The organism is Mycobacterium sp. H4Y (assembly GCF_000364405.1).
Lineage (GTDB): Bacteria > Actinomycetota > Actinomycetes > Mycobacteriales > Mycobacteriaceae > Mycobacterium > Mycobacterium intracellulare.
Genome location: NZ_AKIG01000001.1, coordinates 43,749 through 66,221 on the forward strand (window position 1 = coordinate 43,749; position 22,473 = coordinate 66,221).

General features: G+C 67.5%; 18 protein-coding genes and 1 pseudogene. 11 read left to right on the top strand and 8 right to left on the bottom strand.

Annotated elements, in window-relative coordinates:
• The first annotated feature begins 74 nt into the window (after window positions 1–74).
• Window positions 75–971 (top strand): thiamine pyrophosphate-dependent enzyme, encoded by an 897-nt coding sequence (locus W7U_RS00230; protein ID WP_071196526.1) that lies wholly within the window; start codon window positions 75–77, stop codon window positions 969–971.
• Here W7U_RS00230 and W7U_RS00235 read toward each other — a convergent pair.
• Window positions 964–1,618, bottom strand: a pseudogene (locus W7U_RS00235) (response regulator transcription factor). The gene W7U_RS00230 and the pseudogene W7U_RS00235 sit on opposite strands and share 8 nt — an antisense overlap.
• A 113-nt stretch (window positions 1,619–1,731) precedes the next feature.
• Between W7U_RS00235 and W7U_RS00240 the strand changes: the two are divergent.
• Window positions 1,732–2,952 carry an ATP-binding protein gene (locus tag W7U_RS00240; protein ID WP_014383830.1) on the top strand — a complete coding sequence of 407 codons (1,221 nt, stop codon included), beginning with the start codon at window positions 1,732–1,734 and terminating at the stop codon, window positions 2,950–2,952.
• 133 nt (window positions 2,953–3,085) lie between these two features.
• Here W7U_RS00240 and W7U_RS00245 read toward each other — a convergent pair whose 3' ends face one another.
• A complete protein-coding gene (locus W7U_RS00245) occupies window positions 3,086–3,829 on the bottom strand; it encodes a methyltransferase domain-containing protein (protein ID WP_008253604.1) in 744 nt (247 codons plus the stop codon).
• A 136-nt stretch (window positions 3,830–3,965) separates the two neighbouring features.
• On the opposite strand from W7U_RS00245, the gene W7U_RS25120 reads away from it, so the two are divergent.
• Entirely contained in the window at window positions 3,966–4,721 is a 756-nt protein-coding gene (locus W7U_RS25120) for a CTP synthase (RefSeq protein WP_014710968.1), read from the top strand.
• A gap of 72 nt (window positions 4,722–4,793) precedes the next feature.
• On the opposite strand, the gene W7U_RS00250 is transcribed toward W7U_RS25120, so the two are convergent.
• Together W7U_RS00250 and W7U_RS00255 are read right to left on the bottom strand one after the other, a co-directional pair.
• Window positions 4,794–6,410 (bottom strand): FAD-dependent oxidoreductase, encoded by a 1,617-nt coding sequence (locus tag W7U_RS00250; protein WP_008253607.1) that lies wholly within the window; start codon window positions 6,408–6,410, stop codon window positions 4,794–4,796.
• A gap of 26 nt (window positions 6,411–6,436) precedes the next feature.
• Window positions 6,437–7,114 carry a helix-turn-helix domain-containing protein gene (locus W7U_RS00255; protein ID WP_008253608.1) on the bottom strand — a complete coding sequence of 226 codons (678 nt, stop codon included), beginning with the start codon at window positions 7,112–7,114 and terminating at the stop codon, window positions 6,437–6,439.
• A 126-nt stretch (window positions 7,115–7,240) separates the two neighbouring features.
• Here W7U_RS00255 and W7U_RS00260 point away from each other — a divergent pair, with 126 nt between their 5' ends.
• From W7U_RS00260 to W7U_RS00295, 8 genes are read left to right on the top strand one after another with little or no spacing between them, the layout of a single operon-like run.
• Complete coding sequence (locus W7U_RS00260; protein WP_008253609.1) at window positions 7,241–8,104, top strand: alpha/beta hydrolase; 864 nt, start codon at window positions 7,241–7,243, stop codon at window positions 8,102–8,104.
• Window positions 8,104–9,828, top strand: a complete 1,725-nt coding sequence (locus W7U_RS00265; RefSeq protein ID WP_008253610.1) for a bifunctional 3-(3-hydroxy-phenyl)propionate/3-hydroxycinnamic acid hydroxylase — start codon at window positions 8,104–8,106, stop codon at window positions 9,826–9,828. Before W7U_RS00260 ends, W7U_RS00265 begins: the two co-directional genes overlap by 1 nt.
• The gene (locus W7U_RS00270; protein ID WP_008253611.1) at window positions 9,776–10,693 is read left to right on the top strand and encodes a 3-carboxyethylcatechol 2,3-dioxygenase; all 918 of its coding nucleotides are present in this window, start codon (window positions 9,776–9,778) and stop codon (window positions 10,691–10,693) included. The genes W7U_RS00265 and W7U_RS00270 overlap by 53 nt, the downstream gene beginning before the upstream one ends.
• Before the next feature lie 8 nt (window positions 10,694–10,701).
• Window positions 10,702–12,429, top strand: coding sequence for an FAD-binding protein (locus W7U_RS00275; protein WP_008253612.1), 1,728 nt, complete (start codon window positions 10,702–10,704; stop codon window positions 12,427–12,429).
• 2 nt (window positions 12,430–12,431) lie between these two features.
• Window positions 12,432–13,736, top strand: coding sequence for an LLM class flavin-dependent oxidoreductase (locus W7U_RS00280; RefSeq protein WP_008253613.1), 1,305 nt, complete (start codon window positions 12,432–12,434; stop codon window positions 13,734–13,736).
• 33 nt (window positions 13,737–13,769) lie between these two features.
• Entirely contained in the window at window positions 13,770–14,597 is an 828-nt protein-coding gene (locus W7U_RS00285; protein WP_008253614.1) for a coniferyl-alcohol dehydrogenase, read from the top strand.
• The gene (locus W7U_RS00290; RefSeq protein WP_008253615.1) at window positions 14,585–15,577 is read left to right on the top strand and encodes a cyclase family protein; all 993 of its coding nucleotides are present in this window, start codon (window positions 14,585–14,587) and stop codon (window positions 15,575–15,577) included. The genes W7U_RS00285 and W7U_RS00290 overlap by 13 nt, the downstream gene beginning before the upstream one ends.
• Window positions 15,577–16,398, top strand: a complete 822-nt coding sequence (locus W7U_RS00295; RefSeq protein ID WP_008253616.1) for an alpha/beta fold hydrolase — start codon at window positions 15,577–15,579, stop codon at window positions 16,396–16,398. The genes W7U_RS00290 and W7U_RS00295 overlap by 1 nt, the downstream gene beginning before the upstream one ends.
• A gap of 4 nt (window positions 16,399–16,402) precedes the next feature.
• Here W7U_RS00295 and W7U_RS00300 read toward each other — a convergent pair whose 3' ends face one another.
• The 4 genes from W7U_RS00300 to W7U_RS00315 all read right to left on the bottom strand — a co-directional run bounded on the left by W7U_RS00300 (window position 16,403) and on the right by W7U_RS00315 (window position 22,452).
• Entirely contained in the window at window positions 16,403–17,944 is a 1,542-nt protein-coding gene (locus W7U_RS00300; RefSeq protein WP_232518778.1) for a multicopper oxidase family protein, read from the bottom strand.
• Window positions 17,945–18,096: 152 nt separating this feature from the next.
• Window positions 18,097–18,819 (bottom strand): SDR family oxidoreductase, encoded by a 723-nt coding sequence (locus W7U_RS00305; protein ID WP_008253618.1) that lies wholly within the window; start codon window positions 18,817–18,819, stop codon window positions 18,097–18,099.
• 20 nt (window positions 18,820–18,839) lie between these two features.
• Window positions 18,840–19,607 carry an SDR family oxidoreductase gene (locus W7U_RS00310; RefSeq protein WP_036428467.1) on the bottom strand — a complete coding sequence of 256 codons (768 nt, stop codon included), beginning with the start codon at window positions 19,605–19,607 and terminating at the stop codon, window positions 18,840–18,842.
• A gap of 85 nt (window positions 19,608–19,692) precedes the next feature.
• Window positions 19,693–22,452 carry a LuxR family transcriptional regulator gene (locus W7U_RS00315; protein WP_036429125.1) on the bottom strand — a complete coding sequence of 920 codons (2,760 nt, stop codon included), beginning with the start codon at window positions 22,450–22,452 and terminating at the stop codon, window positions 19,693–19,695.
• Window positions 22,453–22,473 lie beyond the last annotated feature (21 nt).

The following is a 22,473-nucleotide window of genomic DNA, read 5'->3' on the forward strand; positions in this document are numbered from 1 at the left end:
GCGGAGGTATGCCGCGCGCGACCGTCCTACGTTGAGCGTCGAGCAGATCGCTTGAGACGGAGGAGGTCCGGCACATGACTCACACAGCTGCGCTGCCGACAGTGTCTGGGCACGACGACCGGCTGGAGCCGTATCGCCGGATGTGGGTCTTGCGGCTGCTCGACATGGCGCTGGAAGAGGCACGCGGCGACGGCCTGGTCGACGAGGCCGTGCGGATGGAATTCGGGCAAGAGGCGGTGGCCGTCGGCACGGCTGCGGCGCTTCGCCCCGGTGACATCGTCAATGCCACCGCGCCGCATATCCGGCACGCCCAGCACGTCGGCCTGGCCCTGCCACTGGGTCCGGTCATCGCCGAGACGATCGGCAAAGCCCGCGGCGCGTCGCGCAAACCCGGCCCTGCCGATTGGAAGCAAGCGCTGGCCAACGAAAGCGTTCTGGGGCAATCGACCCTGTTCGCCCTCGGCGACGCCAATGCGCAGCGGATGACCGGCGAAGGCAAGGTCACGCTGTGTGTCGTCGGCGGTCGTGACGCGCACTCCGTCGAATTCACCACGGCCGCAAAGATCGCCGTGACCTGGCGGCTGCCGGTGGTGTTCGTCGTGGAGAACATCCGTGGCGGGCCCGATGCGCGCCGCCGCGCCTATGAGACCGACGGGATGCCCATGCGGTCGGTCGACGGCAGGGACGTCGTCGCCGTGAGCGCCTCGGTCGCCGAAGCGGTGCAACGAGCGAGTGCCGGCGGCGGGCCCACCCTCGTCGAGGCGATCACCTACCGGACCAACCACCCCGTGGCGATGGATCCGCTGGTGTTTGCGCGACGGCAGCTGATTGCCGAGGGCGTCGACGCCGACCGGCTCTACGAGGTGGAACGCGGCGCCCGCCACCTGGTGGCCGAGGCGATCGCGTCCGCAAAAGCGTTGGTGGGGGCCGAGGCTGAGCGGGCGCCAAACCCCTGGTCGGCGGCTAGTTGAGCAGACCTTGTCGCATCGCCTCGGCGACCGCGGCCGCGCGATCGCTGACGCCGAGCTTCTCGTAGAGGCGCTGCACATGCGTTTTGACCGTCGACGGGGCCACGTAGAGCTCGCCCGCGATCGTCGGGATGCTTTGACCGCGCGCGATTCGGTTGAGCACCTCGCGCTCTCGCGCACTCAGCACGGGCGCCGACGGTTCCGCGCGCTGGCGGATTTCCGCGGCGAGGCCGCCGACGAGTGCGGGGGCCACGACGTCGCGGCCCTGCGCGCAGTCGAGGACGGCTTTGACGATCTCGCCGCGCGTCGAGTCCTTCAGCACGAACCCGGCGGCCCCCCGGCTGCAGCGCCTGATACACGATCGCCGACTCGTCGTGCGCCGAGATCAGCAACACTCGGGTGGCCAAACCCTGGGTTCGCACTGCCGCCGCCACTTGCGCGCCGTCCATGCCCGGCATCCGGTAGTCGAGCAGCGCGACGTCGGGTTCGTGCACCTTGATCAATTCCAGTGCCGCAGAGCCGTCTTCCGCCTCGGCGACGACGTTGACCGAGCCGCTCGACGACAGTGCGCGCACCACGCCCTCACGAAAGAGCGGATGGTCATCGGCCACGACCACCCGCACCGTTTCGGGGGCAGTCGCGCCAACCATGGCCGACAGTGTAGCGGTTTGCCAAGCAACGGCGTTCGCCTTTTCTGTGTCGGCCGATGAGTCATTTTTCAGTTTGCCCCGAGGCGGCGTGCCTTGATGAGTACGGTGATCGGGTGGCAGGGGCCGGTGACGCGGAACTGGAACGGGTGCGCACGATTCATCAATTGCGCTCGTATCGAATCGGCTCGGTGCTTCGGATCGGTGTCGTGGGACTGATGGTCGCGGCCATGATCATCGGCACCGACCGGCACGAGTGGCCGCAAGAAACCGTGCTGATCGTCCTGTACGCGTGCGTCGCGGCCTGCGCCGCGGCGTTGGCCTTCGCGCCTTTCCGGCGATGGATCGGGATGGGCCGATTGGTAGCGATCGGGCGACTGGAGCCGTTCGCGTTCACCGTCATCGACATCGTCGCGCTGACGGTCTTTCAGCTGCTGTCCACCGACGGGGTCTACCCGCTGCTGATCATGGCCATGTTGCCGGTCCTGCTGGGGCTCGATGTCTCTTCGCGCCGCGCGGCGGTGGTGCTCATCTTCTCCATGCTCGGGTTCGCGATCGCCGTGCTGCAAGATCCGGTGATGACGAGCGCGGTCCGATTGCCGGAGGCGGGATTTCGGTTCCTGCTCTATGCGTTCCTGTGCTGCGCGGCCTTCCTGGTGGTGCGGATCGAGGAGCGGCATACGCGCTCGGTGGCCGGGCTGAGCGCCTTACGGGAGGAACTGCTTGCCCAGACGATGACCGCCTCGGACGAGGCGGCGCGCCGGATCTCGGAGTTCATTCACGACGGACCGCTGCAAGACATCCTGGCGGTGCGCCAAGAGCTGGACGAACTGGATACCGCATTCCCGGGCGATGAGCGCATCGTGCGGGCATCGGCCGGACTGCAGCAGGCCTCGGAACGGTTGCGGCAGGCCACGTTTGAGCTCCATCCGGCGGTTCTCGAGCAGGTCGGGCTCGGCGCCGCGGTCCAGCAGCTTGCGGAGTTCACCGCCGAGCGTTCGGGCATCGAGATCGCCACGGACATCGACTATTCGGCGCGCAATGCCATCGATCCCGTGGTGTTCGCGATGGTGCGTGAGTTGCTGTCCAACGTCGTGCGACATTCCGCGGCGCGCAACGCGTCGGTCAGGCTCGGGATCACCGATGGGACCTGCGTTTTGCATGTGGTCGACGACGGCGTCGGGTTCAGCCCCGAGACCGTCACGCATCGCCTGGGGGAGGGGCACATCGGCCTGGCGTCACACCGCGCCAGGGTGGAGGCCGCCGGGGGAGCAACGGTCTTTTTCGATGTCCCGGTGGGCACGCACGTCTGCGTCGAAGTGCCGCTGAAGGACTGACGGCGCTCGCGCCATCCGGTGGACCCGCTTCGTCGGTCACACCAGTCACGCGGGCACCAGTCTGGTTGGCATGAAATCTGTTTGGCTTGCGCTATCGCCGCCGCTAGCACCGCCGAGGCTCTCCTATTGATCCTTAGCCGCAATCGCTGATGAGCAGGCGGTAGCCGGCGTCGAGCTGTTGTTGTTCAAGGAGTTCCGCGTGTCGTCGTTGCCATCGTCTCGAGCGCAGGTCGGCCGCGAGCCGGCCCAGCCCGTCGGCCAAGGCGCCTTCATCGGCGTAGGCCAGCATCGAGATGCCGGCGCGGACGGTGGCGTCGAGGTAGGCCTCGGGCCGGCGCCAAAAGGCGGCGCCGAATCCGTCGGTGCAGTCATGCGGTATCGGTACGGTGTGCACCTGCGCGCTGCCCAGCAGCTCCACCAGTCGTTCAATCGGTACGTGCAGCGCCTTATTGATGCGAGCGGCGTCGGGCAGATACTCACGCAGCAACCAGAAGTCGTCGATCACTGCTTGATCCCAGGTGAATATCACGATTCGGTGGCGGCTGACCCGGCGCAGCTCGGCGATCCCGGCGGAGAGATCGCCCCAATGATGCACGGTCAACAACGCCATTGCGGCGTCAACGCACTTGTCCCGCAGGGGCAATGCCTCCGCCACGGCCTGGACACACTGAGCCGAGCCGGGAGGGCGCTGGGCGATCATCACCATGCTGGGCTCGATCGCGGCGACGGTCTGGCCCGGCTCGTATGAACCGGTTCCCGCCCCGACGTTGACGACGGTGCCCATCGTGGCGAGCGCGTCGCGCACCTGCGAAGCGATCCGCGGGTCGGGCCGGCGGGTGCTGCGATAGGTAGCACCGATCCGGTCGTAGGCCACCATCAGCTCAGGATGACGCAGGTAGGGCCGATTGCGCCAGCATCACCGTGGGTTACGTTTCGAATCTCGTACCAAAAAGGATTGGTGTGTAGCGAGGCAAGCTGCCACGCTGGGAGGGCCTTCGAACGAAAGAGCCCCAATGACCGAGCCGTTAAGCATTACGGTGGTTGGCGACTTCGACAGTTCCTATGGTCCTCATATCGCGACCAACAGGGCGATAAGCCACTCAGCGACATTGCTGGGTCTGCACGCCTCGATTACATGGCTGGCAACCGAATCGCTGGAAGCCGACCTCCGGCCGATCGTTGCCGCCGATGCGCTGTGGTGTGCTCCCGGTAGTCCATACCGCAGTTTGCGCGGAGCCCTTGCTGCTTTACGTTTTGGGCGCGAAAACCATGTGCCAACGTTGGGTACCTGTGGCGGATACCAGCACATCGTTCTTGAATTTGCCCGCAATGTCCTCGGCTTCAAAGATGCGGAGCACGCCGAATACGATCCGTACGGATCGGTGTTGTTCATCTCTTCATTGACGTGTTCCCTGGCGGGCCGAACCATGCCGGTCAACCTCCAGCCTGGATCACTGGCTGCGCAGTGCTATGGGAAGCGACGGATTTATGAAAATTACTATTGCAACTTCGGATTGAATGAAACCTATCGACCAGCGCTGGAAGCAGCCGGATTGCGCGTCACCGGAGTCGACGACCACGAGGAAGCTCGCGTCCTGGAGTTAGCGGACCACCCGTACTACATCGCCACGTTGTTCGTTCCGCAGAGTCGCTCCACCGTCGAGGAACCTCATCCGCTCGTGACACAACTGTTGTCCGCGGCCGCCCGTAAACGCGCCGCGCAGCATGGTCAGCGACGAGCTGGGCTACGACGAGCGATCCCCCAGTAACGCCGAGCGTGGGGCTTGTGAACGAACCCGCGGCGGCTTTCGTACCTAGAGCCCACTTTCGGCGCCAAAACGCTATTTAAGGTCGACGGACTTTCCGGTCGCGGCCGCGTGACCCGCACGGTAGCCGAAAACCATTGCCGGACTCAGTGTTCCGCCCGCGCCCCCGTAGGCTCGCCCGGTCACTCCGCCCATCGCGTTGCCGGCGGCGAAAAGCCCCGGTATCGGCTCGCCACCGACGTGCAGGACGCGGGCGTCGTGATCGGTGCGCGGGCCACCCTTGGTGCCCATCGCACCGATGCTCACCGGCACCGCGTAGTACGGGGCGGTGTCGATCGGTCCCAGCGTCTTGCCGGCCTGCGTCGTCGCGCTGTCGTCACCCCAGTAGCCGTCGTAGGCGCTGGAACCACGCCCGAAGTCGGGGTCTTCCCCGTCGGCCACGTGACGGTTCCAGCTCTCGACGGTGCGAGCCAATCCACCGGGGTCGATGCCGGTCTTGGCGGCCAACTCGGCCAGGTCCGCCGACTCGCAGAACCAATCCGGGACGGGCTGTCCCGGCTCCACACCAAGAAATCCGTAGCGCTGCAGATGAACCGAGTCGAACACCATCCATCCGCGATCGTTGACGTACCCGCCGCGAGGATCCAGATAATGGAACGCGCCGGCCATCGAGTTGTAGTCGCACGCTTCGTTGACGAAGCGCTGCCCCGCGGAATTGACGATGATGCTGCGCGGTCGCGTTCTTTCCAGACGCACGCTGCGGCTGCGTGGCTTGCCTTCGATGGTGTCGCCCGGGATCTGGACGATCGGCACCCACCACGCCTCGCCCATGTTGGCCAGGTCGGCCCCGTGGGCCATGGCCATGCGCAGCCCGTCGCCGGTGTTGTTGGGTGGAGAGACCGCGCCGTGCATGGGGCCGCGCAGAAAGGCTTGTGTCAGAGCCGGATCCCACTCGAAGCCGCCGGTGCCCAGGATGACCCCGCGTCGCGCGCGAACTCTGATCGTCCGTTCCGGCAGGGCGACGCGCACCCCGGTCACCTCTGAACCGTCGGCAATGAGTTCCTCGGCCCGCGCATTGGTATGGGGGGTCACCCCGGCATCCAGCAGGCCCTTCAGCAGACCCGCGATCAGCGCCGTGCCGGCGACACACAGGTGGCCGGTCCGTTCGTCGATCGCCGCGTGCAGGCGTGCCCTGGTCTCGGCATCGAAACCCACGTTGGACCAGTCGGCCGGGAAAGACGTGATCCGCGTTGCCCATTCGCCCAGCTGCGCGAGATCGAACGGGGCCGCGCTCAGCGATCGGCCGCCCGTCGGTTGTCCGCCCGGCAACTCCGGCCGATAGTCGGGGAAGCCGGTCGCGATCTCGAACTGCAGGCCGCTGTGCGCCTCGATGAAGTCGAGCATCGCCGGACCCGTGCGCACGAACGTCTCGACCAGCTCGTCGTCCATCGAGCCGAGCGACTGGGCGCGCAGGTATTGCAACGCGTCGGCGGGCGTCAATTCGCCGTCGGGAGAACGGTTATGGGCGGGGATCCACACGATGCCGCCCGACACGGCGGTGGTCCCGCCGACCGTCGCGGCCTTTTCGTAAACCTCCACCGACGCGCCCGCCACGACCGCGGTCAGTGCGGCGGTGAGCCCCGCGCCGCCACTGCCGAGCACGACGACGTCGATCTCGTGGTCCCATGACATGGACTGCTATCCCTTCAGCTCAACGGCTAGCTCAGTAGCTCCGACAACTCCTTGGCGGCTTTGACGACCGCGTCTTTCCCGCGCATCACCACGTCTTCTCGGTGCGAGATGAGGTTGATGCACGTCGGTGGGGACGGCGCCGGGCGGCGCACCCCCACGGCCAGCCCGTAGGTATTCGGTTCGATCTCGCCGTAGGTCGTCACCCATCCGCGCTCGCGCGCCCGCGCCACCAGCTCCCGCTCGCCCGGGCGCGGTGGCATGCACGCGAGCAAGGCGATCCCGGCGGCGCCGCGGTCGAGCGGGTACCGACTGCCCTCGTGAAAGGAGAGCTGGTAGGCGACGTGGCTGGGCACGATGACCGCGATCGCCACCTGCTGGTCGCCCTCGGCGATGAGCAACGACACCGTCGTGCCGAGGTCGTCGGCCAGCGCGCGCAACGTCGGCAGACTCAGCTGGCGCACGTTGCGGTCGAACGACGCGCCCAGCACGGCGAGACCGGCCGCGGGGCGGTAACGCCCGTCCTCACCTTTGGCCACCAGCCGAAACTCCGCCAGCGTCGTCAGCAACCGGTAGGCGATCGTGCGGTGCACCCCGACCTGATCGGCGAGCTGCTGCACGGTGAGCCCGGCGGGGGAATCGGCCACCATCTGCAGGGCGGTGAGGCCCCTGGCCAGGGTTTGCGACCCGGTACCGGAACCAGTCACAGCCTTGACAGACCTTCCAGCGAGAGCGAAGCTCTATATATAACGCACATTAGTGTGCGATATTAGCACACGAAGTACGTCGAAAACGAGAACGAGATTTCCCCGATCTGGAGGTCGGACAGGACCGTGGCGGAGTTCGAGAGCATCTGGAGCGATCTCCAGGGCGTCGCGTTTGAGCAGGGCTACCTCGACGCCGGAGGAATACGGACCCGCTACCTGCGGGCCGGGGACCCCGGCAAGCCGGTGCTGATTCTGCTGCACGGATCCGGCGGTCACGCCGAGGCCTACGTGCGCAACCTGGCCGCCCATGCGGATCATTTCTGGACCTGGTCGATCGACATGCTGGGTCACGGCTACACCGACAAGCCGGGCCACCCACTGGAGGTCCACCACTACGTCGAGCACCTGATGGCCGTGCTGCGCACCATCGGTGTCGATCGGGCGTGCATCAGCGGCGAATCCCTGGGCGGCTGGGTGGCCGCGCGCGCCGCCGTCGACCACCCCGACGTGGTCGACCGCCTGGTGCTCAACACCGCTGGCGGCTCGCAGGCCGACCCCGCCGTGATGCAGCGGATCATCACCCTGTCCATGGCGGCCGCCGAGGACCCCACCTGGGAAACGGTGCAGGCGCGGATCAAATGGTTGATGGCCGACAAGTCCCAGGACTACGACGACCTGGTCGCCAGCCGCCAACGCGTCTATCGCCAACCGGGATTCGTCTCCGCCATGCGCGACATCATGGCGTTGCAGGATCCCGAGATTCGGGCACGCAACATCCTCGGTCCGGCCGAGTACGGCTCGATCATCGCCCCGACGCTGGTGCTGTGGACCAGCGACGACCCTACCGCCGACGTCAGCGAAGGCCGGCGCATCGCGTCGATGATCCCCGGCGCGCGCTTCGAGGTGATGCCCGGATGCGGTCACTGGCCGCAGTACGAGGACGCCAAGACCTTCAACCGCCTGCATCTCGATTTCCTGCTGGGTCGCTGATGGCGACTCCGGGGCAAGAGACACCTGACACCGAGACCGACGTCCTCGTCGTCGGGGCGGGCCCGGTCGGGCTGACTCTGGCCAACATCCTTGGCCTGCAAGGGATCCGCGCGGTGGTGGTCGAAGAGCGGGACACCCTCATCGACTACCCGCGCGGGGTCGGTCTCGACGACGAGGCGCTGCGCACCTTCCAGTCGATCGGCCTTGCCGACCGGGTGCTGCCGCACACGGTGCCCAACCAGATCCTGCGCTTCATGGACGCCAAGCGCCGCGTGCTTGCCGAAATGGCCCCGCCCGACGCGCGTTTCGGTTGGCCGAAGCGAAATGGGTTCGTGCAACCGCTCGTCGATGCCGAGCTGCTGGCCGGCCTGGACCGATTCGACCACGTCCAGGTCCGGTGGGGCAGCCCGATGGCGGGCTGCCGGGAAGACGCCGACGGGGTCACCGTCGAGCTCGGCGGCGGCGTCGAGAACAACGGCGACACAACGAGACTGCGGGCACGGTACGTCGTCGGGTGCGACGGCGGTCGCAGCATGACCCGCCGCGTGATGGGGGTGTCGTTCGACGGGACGACGTCCTCGACGCGGTGGCTGGTGGTCGACATCGCCAACGACCCGCTCGGGCACCCCAACAGCGAGGTCGGCGCCGACCCCGAGCGCCCGTACGCCTCGATCTCGATCGCCCACGGTATTCGCCGCTTCGAGTTCATGATTCACGCCGACGAGACCGACGAACAGGCGGAAGACCCGGCCTTCCTGCAACAGATGCTGGCCCGGATGGTGCCCCACCCCGACCGGGTCGACGTGATCCGGCGCCGCGTCTACACGCACCACTCGCGGATCGCCGGCGCTTTCCGCCGGGGCCGGCTGCTGCTGGCCGGCGACGCCGCGCACTTGATGCCGGTGTGGCAGGGGCAGGGCTACAACAGCGGGATTCGCGACGCCGCCAACCTGGGCTGGAAGCTCGCGGCGGTGGTGAGCGGCCGCGCTGACGACAAGCTGCTGGACACCTACGACGTGGAGCGCCGCAAGCATGCGCGCGCGATGATCGACCTGTCCACCATGGTGGGCCGCGTGATCTCGCCGACCAACCGACGGGTGGCCGGCGCGCGCGACCTGCTCGTGCGGTCGGCGTCAATCGTGCCGTCGCTCAAGCGATATGTGCTGGAAATGCGGTTCAAGCCCATGCCGCGCTACGAGCACGGCGCCGTCGTGCACGCCGAGTCTGGCCGCAGTGATTCGCCGGTCGGGACGCTGTTCATCCAGCCGCGAGTCGACACCCGAGACCGGCAGGACGTGCTGCTCGACGACGTGCTGGGCACCTGGTTCGCGGTGCTGTGCTGGAACAACAACCCCCGCACACTCCTCGGCGAAGCCGCCTTCGCAAGCTGGAAAGCGCTGGGCGCGCGCTTCTTTGCGCTGCGGCCGGTGACGCAGTTGCACTGGACCGGGCACGATGACCCCGACGTCGTGATCGTCGGCGATCGGCGTGGTGACCTCAAAGCGTGGTTCGACACCCATTCCGATTCGGTGTTGTTCCTGCGCCCCGACCGATGCATCGCGGGCGCCTGCATCGCTCAGCGCACTCCCGACCTGAGCGCCGCGCTCCTTGACGCGCTGACCCTGACGCCGCAAGGGGGTGATTTGCAAAGTGGCACTGGCTCTGTGCTGTATGTCGCACAGCCCGCTCCTGAGTCTTCCGGGGCCGTCGCGGGACCTGCTTGACGACATCGAGGGCGCGATCGCCGAGGCGCGAGGATTTGTCGAGGATTTCGATCCCGAACTCGTCGTCACCTTTTCGCCGGATCACTACAACGGGTTCTTCTACAAGGTGATGCCGCCGTTCTGTATTGGCATGAGCGCCACCGGAGTCGGGGACTACGGCACCCACGCCGGCCCACTGGACGTGCCGGAGGACCTCGCCGGCGACTGCGCACGGGCCATCCTCGACGCGGGTGTCGACATCGCGGTGTCGGCCAGCATGGACGTGGATCACGGCACGGTCCAGCCGCTCGAAAAGCTGTTCGGCGACGCCATCTCGCGTCCCGTGATCCCGATCTTCGTCAACGCGATCGGGGTGCCGCTGGGCCCGATGCACCGTTGCCGAGCGCTCGGCGCCGCCGTCGGTGGCTATCTCGCCACCCTGGACAAGCGCGTCCTGGTGCTGGGCTCGGGTGGGCTCTCCCACAGTCCGCCCGTGCCGACGCTGGCCACCGCGGGCCCACCCGTGCTGGAGCGCATCGTGCACGGGCGACCGATGACCTCCGAGCAGCGCCAGGCACGGCAGGCGGCCGTCGTCGATGCGGCCAAGAGCTTCGCCGCCGGCGACAGTGACCTGCAACCCCTCAACCCGGCGTGGGACCACCGATTCCTGGAGATCATCGACGGCGGATGGCTCAGCGAACTGGATCAGTGGTCGAACGCGTTCGTGGCCCATGAGGGCGGCAGCTCCGCGCAGGAAATCCGCACCTGGGTAGCGGCTTTCGCGGCGCTGGAGGCCGCGGGACCCTACGAAACCACGGGACGCTTTTACAAGCCCGCCCCCGAGCTGATCGCCGGTTTCGCCATCAGAACGGCACTTCCGAAATGACGGACGCAGTGGACGATTTCGATCACGTTGTCGACGTACTCATCGTCGGGTCGGGCGGGGGAGGCATGACGGCCGCCCTGACCGCCCAGGCCTCCGGGCTCGACGCCCTGGTGGTCGAAAAGTCCTCCCACTTCGGCGGTTCGACCGCGTTGTCGGGCGGCGGCATCTGGGTTCCGGGCGCGCCCGCCCAGCGCAGGGAGGGCTACGCGCCCGAGCCCGAGGGCGTGGTGGGATACCTCAAGCTGATCACCGACGGCCTGGTCAGCGAGGCGCGCATTCGCCAATACGTCGAGACGGCACCGCAGATGCTCCAATTCCTGGAGCAACTGTCCGGCTGGTTCGAATTCGTCTGGAAGCCCGGGTATGCCGACTACTACCCCGAGCTCCCGGGCGGCTCCGAACTCGGCAGCACCATCAACGTGCCGCCGATCGACCTGCGCACGCTGGGCGACGACGAGCAGCGGCTGCTTCAGCCGCTGGCGCTGGCGCCCAGAGGAATCTGGTTGGGCCCCAAGGAGTTGCGCACCTTCTACCGGATCCGTCAATCCTGGGCCGGCAAAGCCGTGTTGCTCAAGCTGATCGCGAGGATGGTGAGGGCCAGGGTGTTCGGCGAGCGGATGGCGGCGATCGGGCAGTCACTGGCGGCCCGGCTCCGGCTGGCGCTCAGGGAACGCGGCATCCCGCTGTGGCTGGACTCCCCGATGGTCGAGCTGCTCACCGACGCCGACGGAGCGGTGACCGGCGCGGTGGTGGAAACCGGAGGCAAGTCAAAGCGGATCGGCGCGCGGCTGGGTGTGATCCTGGCGTCGGGTGGGTTCGACCACGACCTCGGCTGGCGCAAGGAGCTGCTGCCCGAGGTGGACCATGACTGGAGCTTCGGCAACCCGGCGGCGATGGGCGACGGTATCCGCGCGGCGCAAAAGGTCGGCGCCGCCACGGACCTGCTCGACGAAGCCTGGTGGTTCCCTGCGATCCAATGGCCGGACGGCCGCATGCAATTCATGCTCAACGAACGGATGATGCCCGCGCAGTTCATCGTCAACGGCGCCGGCAAACGGTTCATCAACGAAGCGGCTCCGTACATGGATTTCGGCCACGCCATGATCGAGGGCCAGAGATCCGGCGTCACCCACATCCCGTGCTGGCTGATCACCGACCACCGATCGTTCAACCGCTACGTCGTCGGCGGACATCTGCCGATACCGAAGATCCCGTTCGCGCCCGTACCGACCGGGCGCAAGATTCCTCCGGCCTGGCTGGAATCGGGTGTGGTGAAGCAGGCCATGACGTGGGAAGAAATGGCGGCCAAGATCGGCGTGCCCGCGGGCCAGCTCGCCGAAACCGCCGGGCGCTTCAACGAACTCGCCCGAAACGGCCACGACGACGACTTCAACCGCGGCGACAGCGTGTACGACAACTACTACGGCGATCACACGTTGCCGAACCCGAACTTGCATCCGCTGGGCGATCCGCCGTACTACGCGTTCCGGATCGTCCTCGGTGACCTCGGGACTTCCGGCGGCCTGCGCACCGACGAGCACGCCCGCGTCCTGCGGACCGATGACACCGTGGTGCCCGGGCTCTACGCGGTGGGCAACGCCTCCGCGCCGGTGATGGGCCGCAGCTACGCCGGCGCCGGCGCGACCATCGGCCCCGCGATGACCTTCGGCTATGTCGCGGCGAAACACGTTGCGGCACAGGCAGCCAATCGAGCCGTTAATACTCATAGGAGGTAGCAATGAAAATCTCGCTGTTCTACGAATTCGCCCTGCCGCGGCCCTGGGCGCCCGACGACGAGCACATCATGATGCAGGACTGCCTCGACGAGGTCGAGGCCGCCGACAAGGCGGGCTTCTCCACCGTGTGGCTGACCGAGCACCACTTCCTCGAGGAGTACTGCCACTCGACGGCACCGGAGATCTTCCTGGCCGCGGCCAGCCAGCGCACCAAGAACATTCGCCTCGGCTTCGGCATCATGCACCTGCCGCCCGTGGTCAACCACCCCGCCCGGGTCGCCGAGCGCATCGCCACCCTTGACCTGCTCTCCAACGGCCGCGTCGAGTTCGGCACCGGGGAATCGTCGTCGGTCGGCGAACTCGGCGGATTCAACATCGACCCCGCCGATAAGCGCGCCCAGTGGGAGGAGGCCCTCGAGGTCTCGATCCGCTGCATGATCGAGGAGCCGTTCACCGGCTTCCACGGCGAGCACGTCCAGATGCCGGCGCGCAACGTCGTGCCCAAGCCGCTGCAAAAGCCGCATCCGCCGGTCTGGGTCGCCTGTACACGCCCGGCCAGCGTGCAGATGGCGGCCCAAAAGGCCATCGGCGCCTTGAGTTTCGCCTACACCGGGCCCGGCCCGCTGACCGAGCGGGTCAACGGCTACTACAAGGAATTCGAAGAGAACGGCGTCCCGGTGACCCCGCGGATCAACCCGAACATCCTCGCCATCGGCGGTGACCTGTCGATGATGGTGGCCAAGACCGACGAGCAGGCGTTGCAGCGGCTCGGGCAGGGCGGCGGGTTCTTCTCGTTCGGCATCATGCACTACTACATGACCGGGGTGCACACACCCGGGCGGACCGGAGTATGGCAGCGGTATCTCGAAGAGGTCGACAAGGATCCGACGCTGGCATACGGGCCGGGCCGCGGCGCGATCGGGTCTCCCGCCACGGTGCGCGAATTCCTGCGCGGCTACGAAGAAAGCGGCGTCGACGAGATCATCCTGCTGCTCAACCCGCGCAGCCACGAGGGCACCATGGAATCCATCGAGTTGATGGGCAAGGAGGTGCTCCCCGAATTCATCGAGCGCGATGCGAAGGCCGTGGCGGAAAAGGCGAAGCGGCTCGAGCCCGTCATCGAAAAGGTGGAGGCGCGTCGGCCGAAATCGACCGCACCGCAGTTCGATGAGGATTACTCGTTCGGTGGACTGCCCACCGGACGCGGCGGTAAGTTCACCGCCAGCGAGATCCCCGAAGCCATGGCGGAGATCAACGAAGGCCGCGTGCAGGCGGCGCAGCGGGCGAAGGACCAGCAGAAGAAGTAGAGCCTGAGTTCTACCAGGATGTCGGGGCGAGCCTTGGGAGCAATCGACGAGCTGTGGCGCTACGACGGCCGCCGGGCGGTGGTGGCCGGATGCGCCTCGGGCATCGGGGAATACGTGGTGCGTCAGCTCAGCGATCTGGGGGCCGACGTCGTCGGGCTGGATAAGCGCCGGCCCGACTTCGGGATCGGCGGTTTCCACGAGGTCGACCTGGCCGATCCGGCATCGATCGATCGCGCGGTGGCGTCCATCGACGGGCCGGTCGATGCGCTGTTCAACATCGCCGGCGTCTCTTCGGGTGTGGGCAACCCGCCGTTGATCGTCACGATCAACTTCTTGGGGTTACGCCATCTCACCGAGGCGCTCATCCCGAAGATGACCGCAGGGTCGTCCATCGTCAGCGTGTCCTCGCTCGCGGCGGCCGCCTACCGTGAGCACCTGCGCGAGGTGGCGCCATTGCTCGACACGGCGACCATGCAGGAGGGGATCGACTGGTGCGATCGACACCGCGAAGCGCTGGGCAACGGCTACCAACTGTCCAAGGAGGCCATCATCCTGTACACCATGCGCAGCGCAACGCCGCTGGGCGGCAGGGGGATCCGTATCAACTGCACCGGGCCGGGGGTCACCGAGACACCGATCCTGGACCAGCTTCGTACGGCATACGGCCAGGGCTTCCTCGACGACATCCCCAAGCCGCTGGGACGCGTGTCCGAACCGGCGGAGCAGGCGGCGGTGCTGCTCTTCCTGAATAGCCGTGCGGCCAGTTATATTTCGGGTCAGGTTGTATGGGTAGACGGCGGAAACCTGGGCGCCGCGATAGCTCGTGAACTCGAGGAAGGGCGTGCTTCGTGGCCAGTGTGACCGACTTTCGCCGGGCTGCGCGCGATGTCAGCAACTGGGGCCGCTGGGGTGACGACGACGAGCTCGGCACGCTGAACTTCATCACTTCCGAAAAGATCGCCCAGGCCGCAAGCCTGGTCCGGCGCGGCAGGGTCTTTCCACTCGGTGTGGACTTCGGTGCGTCAGGACCGCAGGGCGCCTTCGAATATCGGCACAACCCGGTCCATATCATGACCATCGATGGCGGAGACGCGAAGACGCTGGCCCGGTACGGGCCGGGGTGGGCGAGCAACCCGATAGCCCAACAGCTCAGCAGTTACCTGGGCGACGACAATCCGTTCCGCTTCAACGACGACCTGATCATCATGCCGCTACAGGCGGCAAGTCAGTGGGACGCGCTGTCGCACGTCTACTACGACGAGCAGCTCTACAACGGCTTCCGAGCGGATTCGGTGACCAGCATGGGAGCCGTGCATTGCGGAATAGACAAGGTCGACGGCAAGGGCATTACTTCGCGAGGCGTGCTGCTGGATCTGGTCCGCCACCGGAATGCGGAAGTCTTTCTCGAGCAGGGGAATCCGATCACACCCGAAGAATTAGACGATGCCGCGCGCGCGCAGGGCGTGCGGATCGAACGCGGTGACATCGTGCTGATCCGGACCGGCTGGTGGACGAGGTTCGCGCAGACCGGGGACAAGACCGAACCCTTCTCCGGACTGGACTGGAGTTGCGCCTCGTGGCTGCACGACCACGAGGTCGCCGCGGTCGCGGCCGACAACCTCCAGGTCGAGGACCTGGTCTCGGGAGTAGAGGGCGTGTTCCTGCCCCTGCATCTGCTCTGCCTGCGCGACATGGGAATGATGTTCGGCGAGTACTGGGATCTCACCGCGCTGGCCGAGGACTGCGCCGCCGATGGCGTCTACGAATTCCAGCTCGTCGCCCCGCCGCTGAGAGTCGTTGGGGCAGTAGGATCGCCGGTCAACCCGATCGCGATCAAATGATGGACGTTCAGCGCAAAACCTTGTCGGTGGACGGCCTTTCCACCGGTTACCTGGAAGCCGGCGAGGGCGAGCCGGTGGTGCTCCTGCACGGCGGTGAGTTCGGCGCGAGTGCTGAACTCGGTTGGGAACGCAACATTTCCGCGCTCGCCGCACGCTACCGGGTGCTGGCCCCGGACATGCTGGGGTACGGAAGTTCGGCCAAGGTGATCGACTTCGTCGACGGGCGCGGCATGCGGATCCGGCACGTCGCCCGGTTTTGCGAATCGCTCGGCGTCGGCTCGGCGCATTTCGTCGGCAATTCGATGGGCGCCATCAACCTGCTCACCGACAGCACGTCGGAGACGCCGCTGCTGCCGGTCCGGAGCCTGGTGATCATCTGCGGCGGCGGCGAAATCCAGCAGAACCAGCATTTCGAGGCGCTGCAGAACTATGACGCCACGTTGCCGGCCATGCGCCGCATCGTCGAAGCCCTGTTTTCCGACCCCGCCTATGCCGACGACGAGGACTACGTGCGGCGCCGTCACGAGTCGAGCACCGCGCCGGGGGCATGGGAGGCCATCGCCGCGGCCAGGTTCCGCCGCCCCGGCGCCACGCCGTCCTCCGCCCCGTCCAGCGTGCGGGCCTACGAACGCATCGGCGTGCCAACGCTTGTCGTCGAGGGCGGCGACGACAAGCTCCTGCCCAGCGGCTGGGCGGCCCAGATCGCCAAGCAGATCGACGGAGCCCGTTCGGTGGTGGTCGACGACGCCGGGCACTGCCCGCAGATCGAGCAATCGTCAGTAGTCAACCGGTTGCTGACCGAATTCTTGGGCAGCCTCTGAATCGTCAGAAGACGTAGTCCAGGCGCGTCTCCATCCCGGCGACCTGGTGATAGGTGTTGTGGCAGTGCATCAGCCACGTGCCGGGGTTATCGGCAACGAGAACGGCGGCGAGCTTCTGTTTGGGCAGCACGATGACGGTGTCCTTGCGGGCGCCCGGGCTGCCGTCGGGCTTGATCACCTGGAATGTGTGCCCGTGCAGGTGAATCGGGTGGTACATCGTCGTGGTGTTGTCGAAGGTGATGGTGGGCCGCTGGCCCTGTTGCACGCGCAGCGGGCTCGTCTTGCCGAAGGGCTGCCCGTTGATCGTCCAGTTGTACTGCATCATGTTGCCGCCCAGCACGACCGGGAGATTGAGGTTCGGGTCGGGGCGCCCAAGGTTGACCGGTGTTGTGGCGGTGAACATTTCGACGGTGCCCACGCGCTTGGTGAGTTCGCCGGGCTGCAGTTGCGGGTCGGGCGCGCTGCCCGCCCCCGTGGCCAGCAATGCCCGCGCCAGAGCGTTTTTGCCCTCCGCGACGGCGACCAGTGGGAAGACACCGTCCGCGGCGGTCACAAGGACGTCGTAGCGTTCGGCCATGCCGATGAGCAGGGCGTCGACCGCAGCGGGCACCACGGGGTAGCCGTCGGTGTGGGTCACCGTCATCGAATGGCCGGCCAGCGCGACCCGGAAGGTGGTGTCGGAGGCGGCGTTGATGAAGCGGATCCGTATCCGCTGGCCAGGCTTCGCGTTGAACGTCATGGGGGAGGCGGGAATTCGGCCGTTGATCAGGTAGTGGGGGTAGGTGATGTCTCCGGCGTCGCCACCGAGGAGGTCGCTGCTGCCGGCACTTCCCGCCGTGGGCCCGGGCCCGCCGGGCGCCGGGCTCGTCGAAGTCGTCGGGCTGGTCTCGGTCGTACTCGCTTCGCTCGCCGGCGTGGTGGTCGGGGTCGTCTCGGATGTGGCGGGCATGGGCGACTTGTTCGGGTTGCTCAGTTCGGCGTAGAGCTGCTGGGGGCTCTTGCCGACGCCGTCGGTCCAATCGTCGAGGACGACAATCCATTCGGCGTCGTAATTGCCCTCGGTCGGGTCGTCCACGATGACCGGCAGGTACAGCCCGGTGTCCTCGTCCAGGCCGGTGTGCGGATGTGCCCAGTAGGTGCCCGAGTTGGGCACGGAGAACCGGTAAGTGAAGTCGTGGCCGGCCGCGATGTTGGGCGTGGCGGGCTCGGCGCCGTCCATGTCGTTGCGCACGGCGATCCCGTGCCAATGCACCGACGTCGGATGATCGAGCCGGTTTTTCACCGTCACCACGACTTGGTCACCGATGCTGGCGCGGAGCACCGGGCCGGGGATGGAATCGCCGAAGGCTAGCGTGCGGACGACCGGTCCGCCCAGGTCGATCTGCACCTGCTGGGACGTCAGGGTGGCGGTGACGGTCCGGCCGCTGTGCGGCCGGGCGGCCTCGGCCGCATCGACGGCGGCGGCCATCCGGGCACTGCCCGACGGTTCGGGTTTGGTTTGGCTGCACGCCGTCAGCGCCAACCCGCCGGCGATGCCCGCGGCCATGAAACCGCGCCTGGTGAGCCGGGTTCGGTCGAAGGTTACGTCACTGGTGGGTTGCCCGGGCAATGAATGCTCCTCGTCGTTGCGCAACTACCCACCGTAGAGCGAACGCCGGCGAAAAGTCCGCAACAACTCGACGTTGACCGCCGCGGCGGTCAAACCGCGGCGCCGCCGCCGTCGACGTGCAGGGTCGAGCCGGTGATGAAGCTGGAGCGAGGGGAGCTCAGGAAGAGGACCGCTTCGGCGATCTCGGACGGGAAGGCGGTGCGCCCCAGTGGCAGTGCCCGCCCGAGCTCCTCGTTGACGTCACCCCATTCCGCCGCCACCCCGGGGGTGCGAGTGGGCCCCGGCGCCACGCTGTTCACCCGCACCCCGGCCCCTCCGAATTCGGCGGCCCAGGTGCGGGTGAGCGATTCCACCGCGGCCTTGGAGGCGCTGTAGCCGGACGCACCGGGAATCCCCTTGAAGGCGGCCATGGTCGTGATGTTGACGATGCTGCCGCGGCCGCGGTTGAGCATTCCCGGGACCAGGCCGGCAACCAGGAAGTACGCGCCGCGCACGTTCGTGTCGAACATCGTCTCGAACGCCGACATCCCCTGCTCCACCGTCAACGCCGACGGAAAGCTGCCGGCGTTGTTGACGATGATGTCGACCTCACCGCACTGCTGCACAAGCGAATTCACCGAATCGATATCGGCCATATCGGTCTGGATGAACCGTGCCTTCGGGCCGATGACCTCCACCGCGTGCGCACCCCTGGCCGGATCGCGGCCTGAGACGATGACGGTGGCGCCTTCGCTGGCGAACAGCCGAGCCGATTCCAGTCCAATGCCCGCCGTCCCGCCGGTGATCACCGCGGTGTGGTCCATCAGCTCCATCGGACCGCCTCCTCCAGCCGTTACTCGGCGTTGCTGGGCGCCTGCGAGGCCAGCCAGTCGCCGAACCGGGTGGGGTAGATGGTCACTTCTTCGCCCTCGACGGGAACGATCATGCGCTCGTCGAGCACCGCGCCGTAATACTGCGCATCCGGATCGGTCACCACGCCGCGGGCATCGCCGGTCGCGGCGAACCGGGTCCGGATGAAGTCGTCCATGCCCTGCTTTTCGGGTCCGGCGATGTTGATCACCCCGTTGACCGGCTCACCGATCGCGGCGCGGGCGACGGCCGTGGCCACATCCGCGGCGGCGATCGGCTGGAACGCCCCATGCGGCGCCCGGACCGTGTCACCCTCGGTCATCGAATCCGCAATGCCCGCAACGAATTCGAAGAACTGAGTGGCCCGCACGATGGTGTAGGGGGCTCCGGATTCCACGATCACCTTTTCCTGAGCGATCTTGGCCCGCATGTAGCCGCTGGCGGCCGCGCGGTCGGCTCCCACGATCGAGAGCGCGACGTGGTGCTGCACGCCCGCGGCCCGCTCCGCCTCGAGAAGGTTGCGGGTGGAGGTGGTGAAGAAGTTCAGCACGTCGTCATCTGCCCACGACGGCGAGTTGGAGACGTCCACCACCGCCTGGACACCGGCGACCGCCTCGGCGACCCCCTCACCGGTAACCGTGTTGACGCCCGTGCTCGGTGACGCCGGGACGGCTTCGTGTCCCTGCTCGGTGAGCAGGGTGACAACCTGTGATCCGATCAACCCACTGCCACCGATTACCAAAACCTTCATGACCACGCCTTTCACGCTTCCCGACGAACTGGCCTCTTCAGCATGGCCCGCGCGCTGGTCCGGGGGAACCCTGGAAAGTCCGTAGTCATGCCGAACTCAGGGGGCCAAACTCCTTGGCCAAGCCGCGCAGTTGCCGGCGGGAGGTGATGCCGAGCTTGGCGAACACCTTGCGCAGGTGCCATTCGACGGTGTGGCTGCTGATGAACAATTGCGCGGCGATCTCGGGGTTGGTCAGGCCCTCACCGGCCAGCCGGGCGATCTGGGCCTCCTGCGCCGTCAGCTCGCCGCCGGATGCGTTTCCCGTTTTCCCGGACCGCTTGTTCACTTTCTCGCCGGTGGCCAGCAGCTCGCGGCGGGCTCGCGCGGCGAACGCGTCGGCACCCATCCGGGTGAACATCTCGTGGGCGGTACCCAACTGGGAGCGCGCGTCGATCCGGCGGTTGCAACGGCGCAGCCACTCCCCGTAGGACAGGTGCGCGCGGGCCAGCTGGACGGCGATGCGCGTCCGCGCGAGCTTGTCGATCGCCTCGAGGTGGCAGGCCTCCGCGTCGCGGTCGGCGGCCAGCAGCGCCTTGGACCGAAGGAAAACCCCGTCGGCCCAATCTGTTCGGGCGCTGAGCGCCCGGACTTCCAGTTGGCGCAGGGCGTCGCGGGCCGCGTCGGTTTGGCCGCTTCGCGCGGCGGCTTCGACGAGTTCGATCAGGCACCACCCGAACAGGCCCAGGTCCTCGTATTCGCATGCCGTGCGGGCCGCCGCGAAGGCATCGTCGTAGCGGCACAGGCCGTTGTAGAGGACGGCGCCGCAATACCCGGTCAATCCGACGACTCGCCCTTCGCCCCTTGCCATCCCGTCCGCGGCGGCCTGCTCGATCAGGGCGGTCGCGACGTCCTCGTTGCCGCGCCACGCGGCCAACAGCACCGAGTGGTATTTGACCGGGACATAACCGGTGGCGGCCGAGATCGCCTTGGCCTCCTCGATGAGTTGAGACGCCGTCGCGAATTCGCCCGCCTGCACGTGCACTCCGGCGCGGTAGACGAGGGCGTGCGGTAACACGGCGAGTGCGCCCGCACCGCGCGCGAGCCGAACGGCGTGGGTGGCCAGACGGTGCCATACCTCGTCGTCCCATAGCTCGTGGACGGCAGATTCCTGGACGACGGGAAAGGCTTGCCAGAACCAGTGCAGCACATCGTCGCCCCGCTCTGCTTCGTCCTGGATGCGGGCCAGCGCGTCGCGCAGCGCCGTCACGCTCGGGACTTGCCCGGCCGTGGCCCGCAACGCGATGCCGTCCAGCAGAAGGTCGACCGGACGCGCGGGTTGCGGCCCGGGCGGCGCGGCGCGGGCCGCTTCGGCGACCAGGTGAATGCCGCCGTGCGGGCAGAGACGGCCGCCGAACATCGCCGCCCCCAAGGCTTCTAGGTACGTTTCGCGGGAATGCGCGTCGTCAAGTCTCTCCAGCCCGCGGGCGGCATCGAGCAAACCGATGGCGGCGTCGGAGACCGTTGGCGCGTCGGCGGCACCGCTGCGGCTTCGGGCGAAGACGATCTGCGCGCGCAACCGGGCGGCACGGGCCTGCTGCAACTCGTCCAGCGACGCGCCCTCGGCGACCGTGATCAGCTCGTCCGCCGCGTCGAAGGCGGCCGCGTCGCGTTTGGCCTGAGCGGCCGCGAGCGCCCGCGTTCCCCGGCGGGACGGCTCGGCGCTCAATTGGGTCGCCCGTTCCAAGAAGGCGGCCGCGGCGGCGACGCCGCCCCGGGCCTGGGCGCGGTCGGCGGAGCGCTCCAGCGCGGCGGCAACGGATTCGTCCGGGCCGTGGGCCGCGATGGCCAGATGCCATGCGCGGCGGTCGGGGTCACTCCGCCTGTCGGTCGCCTCGGCCAGCGCGCGATGGATCCGTCGGCGCTCGATCAGGTCCGCCGTGCGGTATGCGGCCGAGCGCACCAGGGGATGGCGGAACCGCACCCGGGTCCCCACGTCGATCAACCCGGCCGCTTCCGCATCGGCCGCCGCGTCCGGCGGAAGGCCCAAATGCTCGGCGGCGCGCAGCAATAGCGCGGCGTCGCCCACCGGCTCCGCGGCGGCGGTCGTCAACAGGCGCTGGGTGTGGTCGGGAAGCGAGCGGATCCGCCGCAGGAATGTCTGCTCGATCTGTCCCGCCAGCGGTCGCACCTCCGGGCGCTGGAAGCCGCCCGCCAGCTCCGCGCCGGTCAGGCCCCGCGGCAGCTCCAGCAGAGCCAACGGATTGCCTCGCGTTTCCGCCACGATGCGATCGCGCACCTGGTCGTCCAGCCGGCCGAGGATGACCGAATCCAGCAACGCCCGGGCGTCGCCCGGTTCGAGCCCGCCGAGCGTCAATTCGGGCAGCCCGCTCAGCTCGTCGGTGTCCAACGCCACGGCACCGTCGCGCATCGCGAAGACCATCGCCGCCGGCTCGGCGATCAGGCGGCGGGCGACGAACGCCAACGTCTGGGCCGAGATACGGTCAATCCACTGCGCATCGTCGACCAGGACGATCAAGGGCTGCGACTCCGTCGCCGCGCCGATCAAACTGAGCACCGCCAACCCGACCAGGAAGCGCTCCGGTGCCCGTCCGGCGCTTCGCCCGAAGGCGATCTCCAGGGCGTCGCGTTGCGGAGCCGGTAAGCGGTCGGAGAAGTCGAGCAGCGGCACACAGAGTTGCTGCAGCGCGGCGAACGGGAGCTCCATCTCGGACTCCACGCCCGCCACCCGCGCCACGCGAAATCCTGAAGCGCGCTCGGAAACGAAGTCCAACAATGCGGTCTTGCCGATGCCCGCTTCCCCCCGCAATACCAGGACCCGGCTTTGGCCCGCGCGGGCGTCCGACACCAGGCGTTCGAGCGCCGCGCA

Coding starts and splice junctions, on each gene's coding strand:
- W7U_RS25120 (WP_014710968.1), top strand. CDS start 3,966: ATGACCGAGCCGTTAAGCATTACGGTGGTTGGCGACTTCGACAGTTCC.
- W7U_RS00245 (WP_008253604.1), bottom strand. CDS start 3,829: ATGGTGGCCTACGACCGGATCGGTGCTACCTATCGCAGCACCCGCCGG.
- W7U_RS00310 (WP_036428467.1), bottom strand. CDS start 19,607: ATGAAGGTTTTGGTAATCGGTGGCAGTGGGTTGATCGGATCACAGGTT.
- W7U_RS00270 (WP_008253611.1), top strand. CDS start 9,776: ATGTCGCACAGCCCGCTCCTGAGTCTTCCGGGGCCGTCGCGGGACCTG.
- W7U_RS00265 (WP_008253610.1), top strand. CDS start 8,104: ATGGCGACTCCGGGGCAAGAGACACCTGACACCGAGACCGACGTCCTC.
- W7U_RS00230 (WP_071196526.1), top strand. CDS start 75: ATGACTCACACAGCTGCGCTGCCGACAGTGTCTGGGCACGACGACCGG.
- W7U_RS00305 (WP_008253618.1), bottom strand. CDS start 18,819: ATGGAGCTGATGGACCACACCGCGGTGATCACCGGCGGGACGGCGGGC.
- W7U_RS00300 (WP_232518778.1), bottom strand. CDS start 17,944: ATGGCCGCGGGCATCGCCGGCGGGTTGGCGCTGACGGCGTGCAGCCAA.
- W7U_RS00280 (WP_008253613.1), top strand. CDS start 12,432: ATGAAAATCTCGCTGTTCTACGAATTCGCCCTGCCGCGGCCCTGGGCG.
- W7U_RS00250 (WP_008253607.1), bottom strand. CDS start 6,410: ATGTCATGGGACCACGAGATCGACGTCGTCGTGCTCGGCAGTGGCGGC.
- W7U_RS00295 (WP_008253616.1), top strand. CDS start 15,577: ATGGACGTTCAGCGCAAAACCTTGTCGGTGGACGGCCTTTCCACCGGT.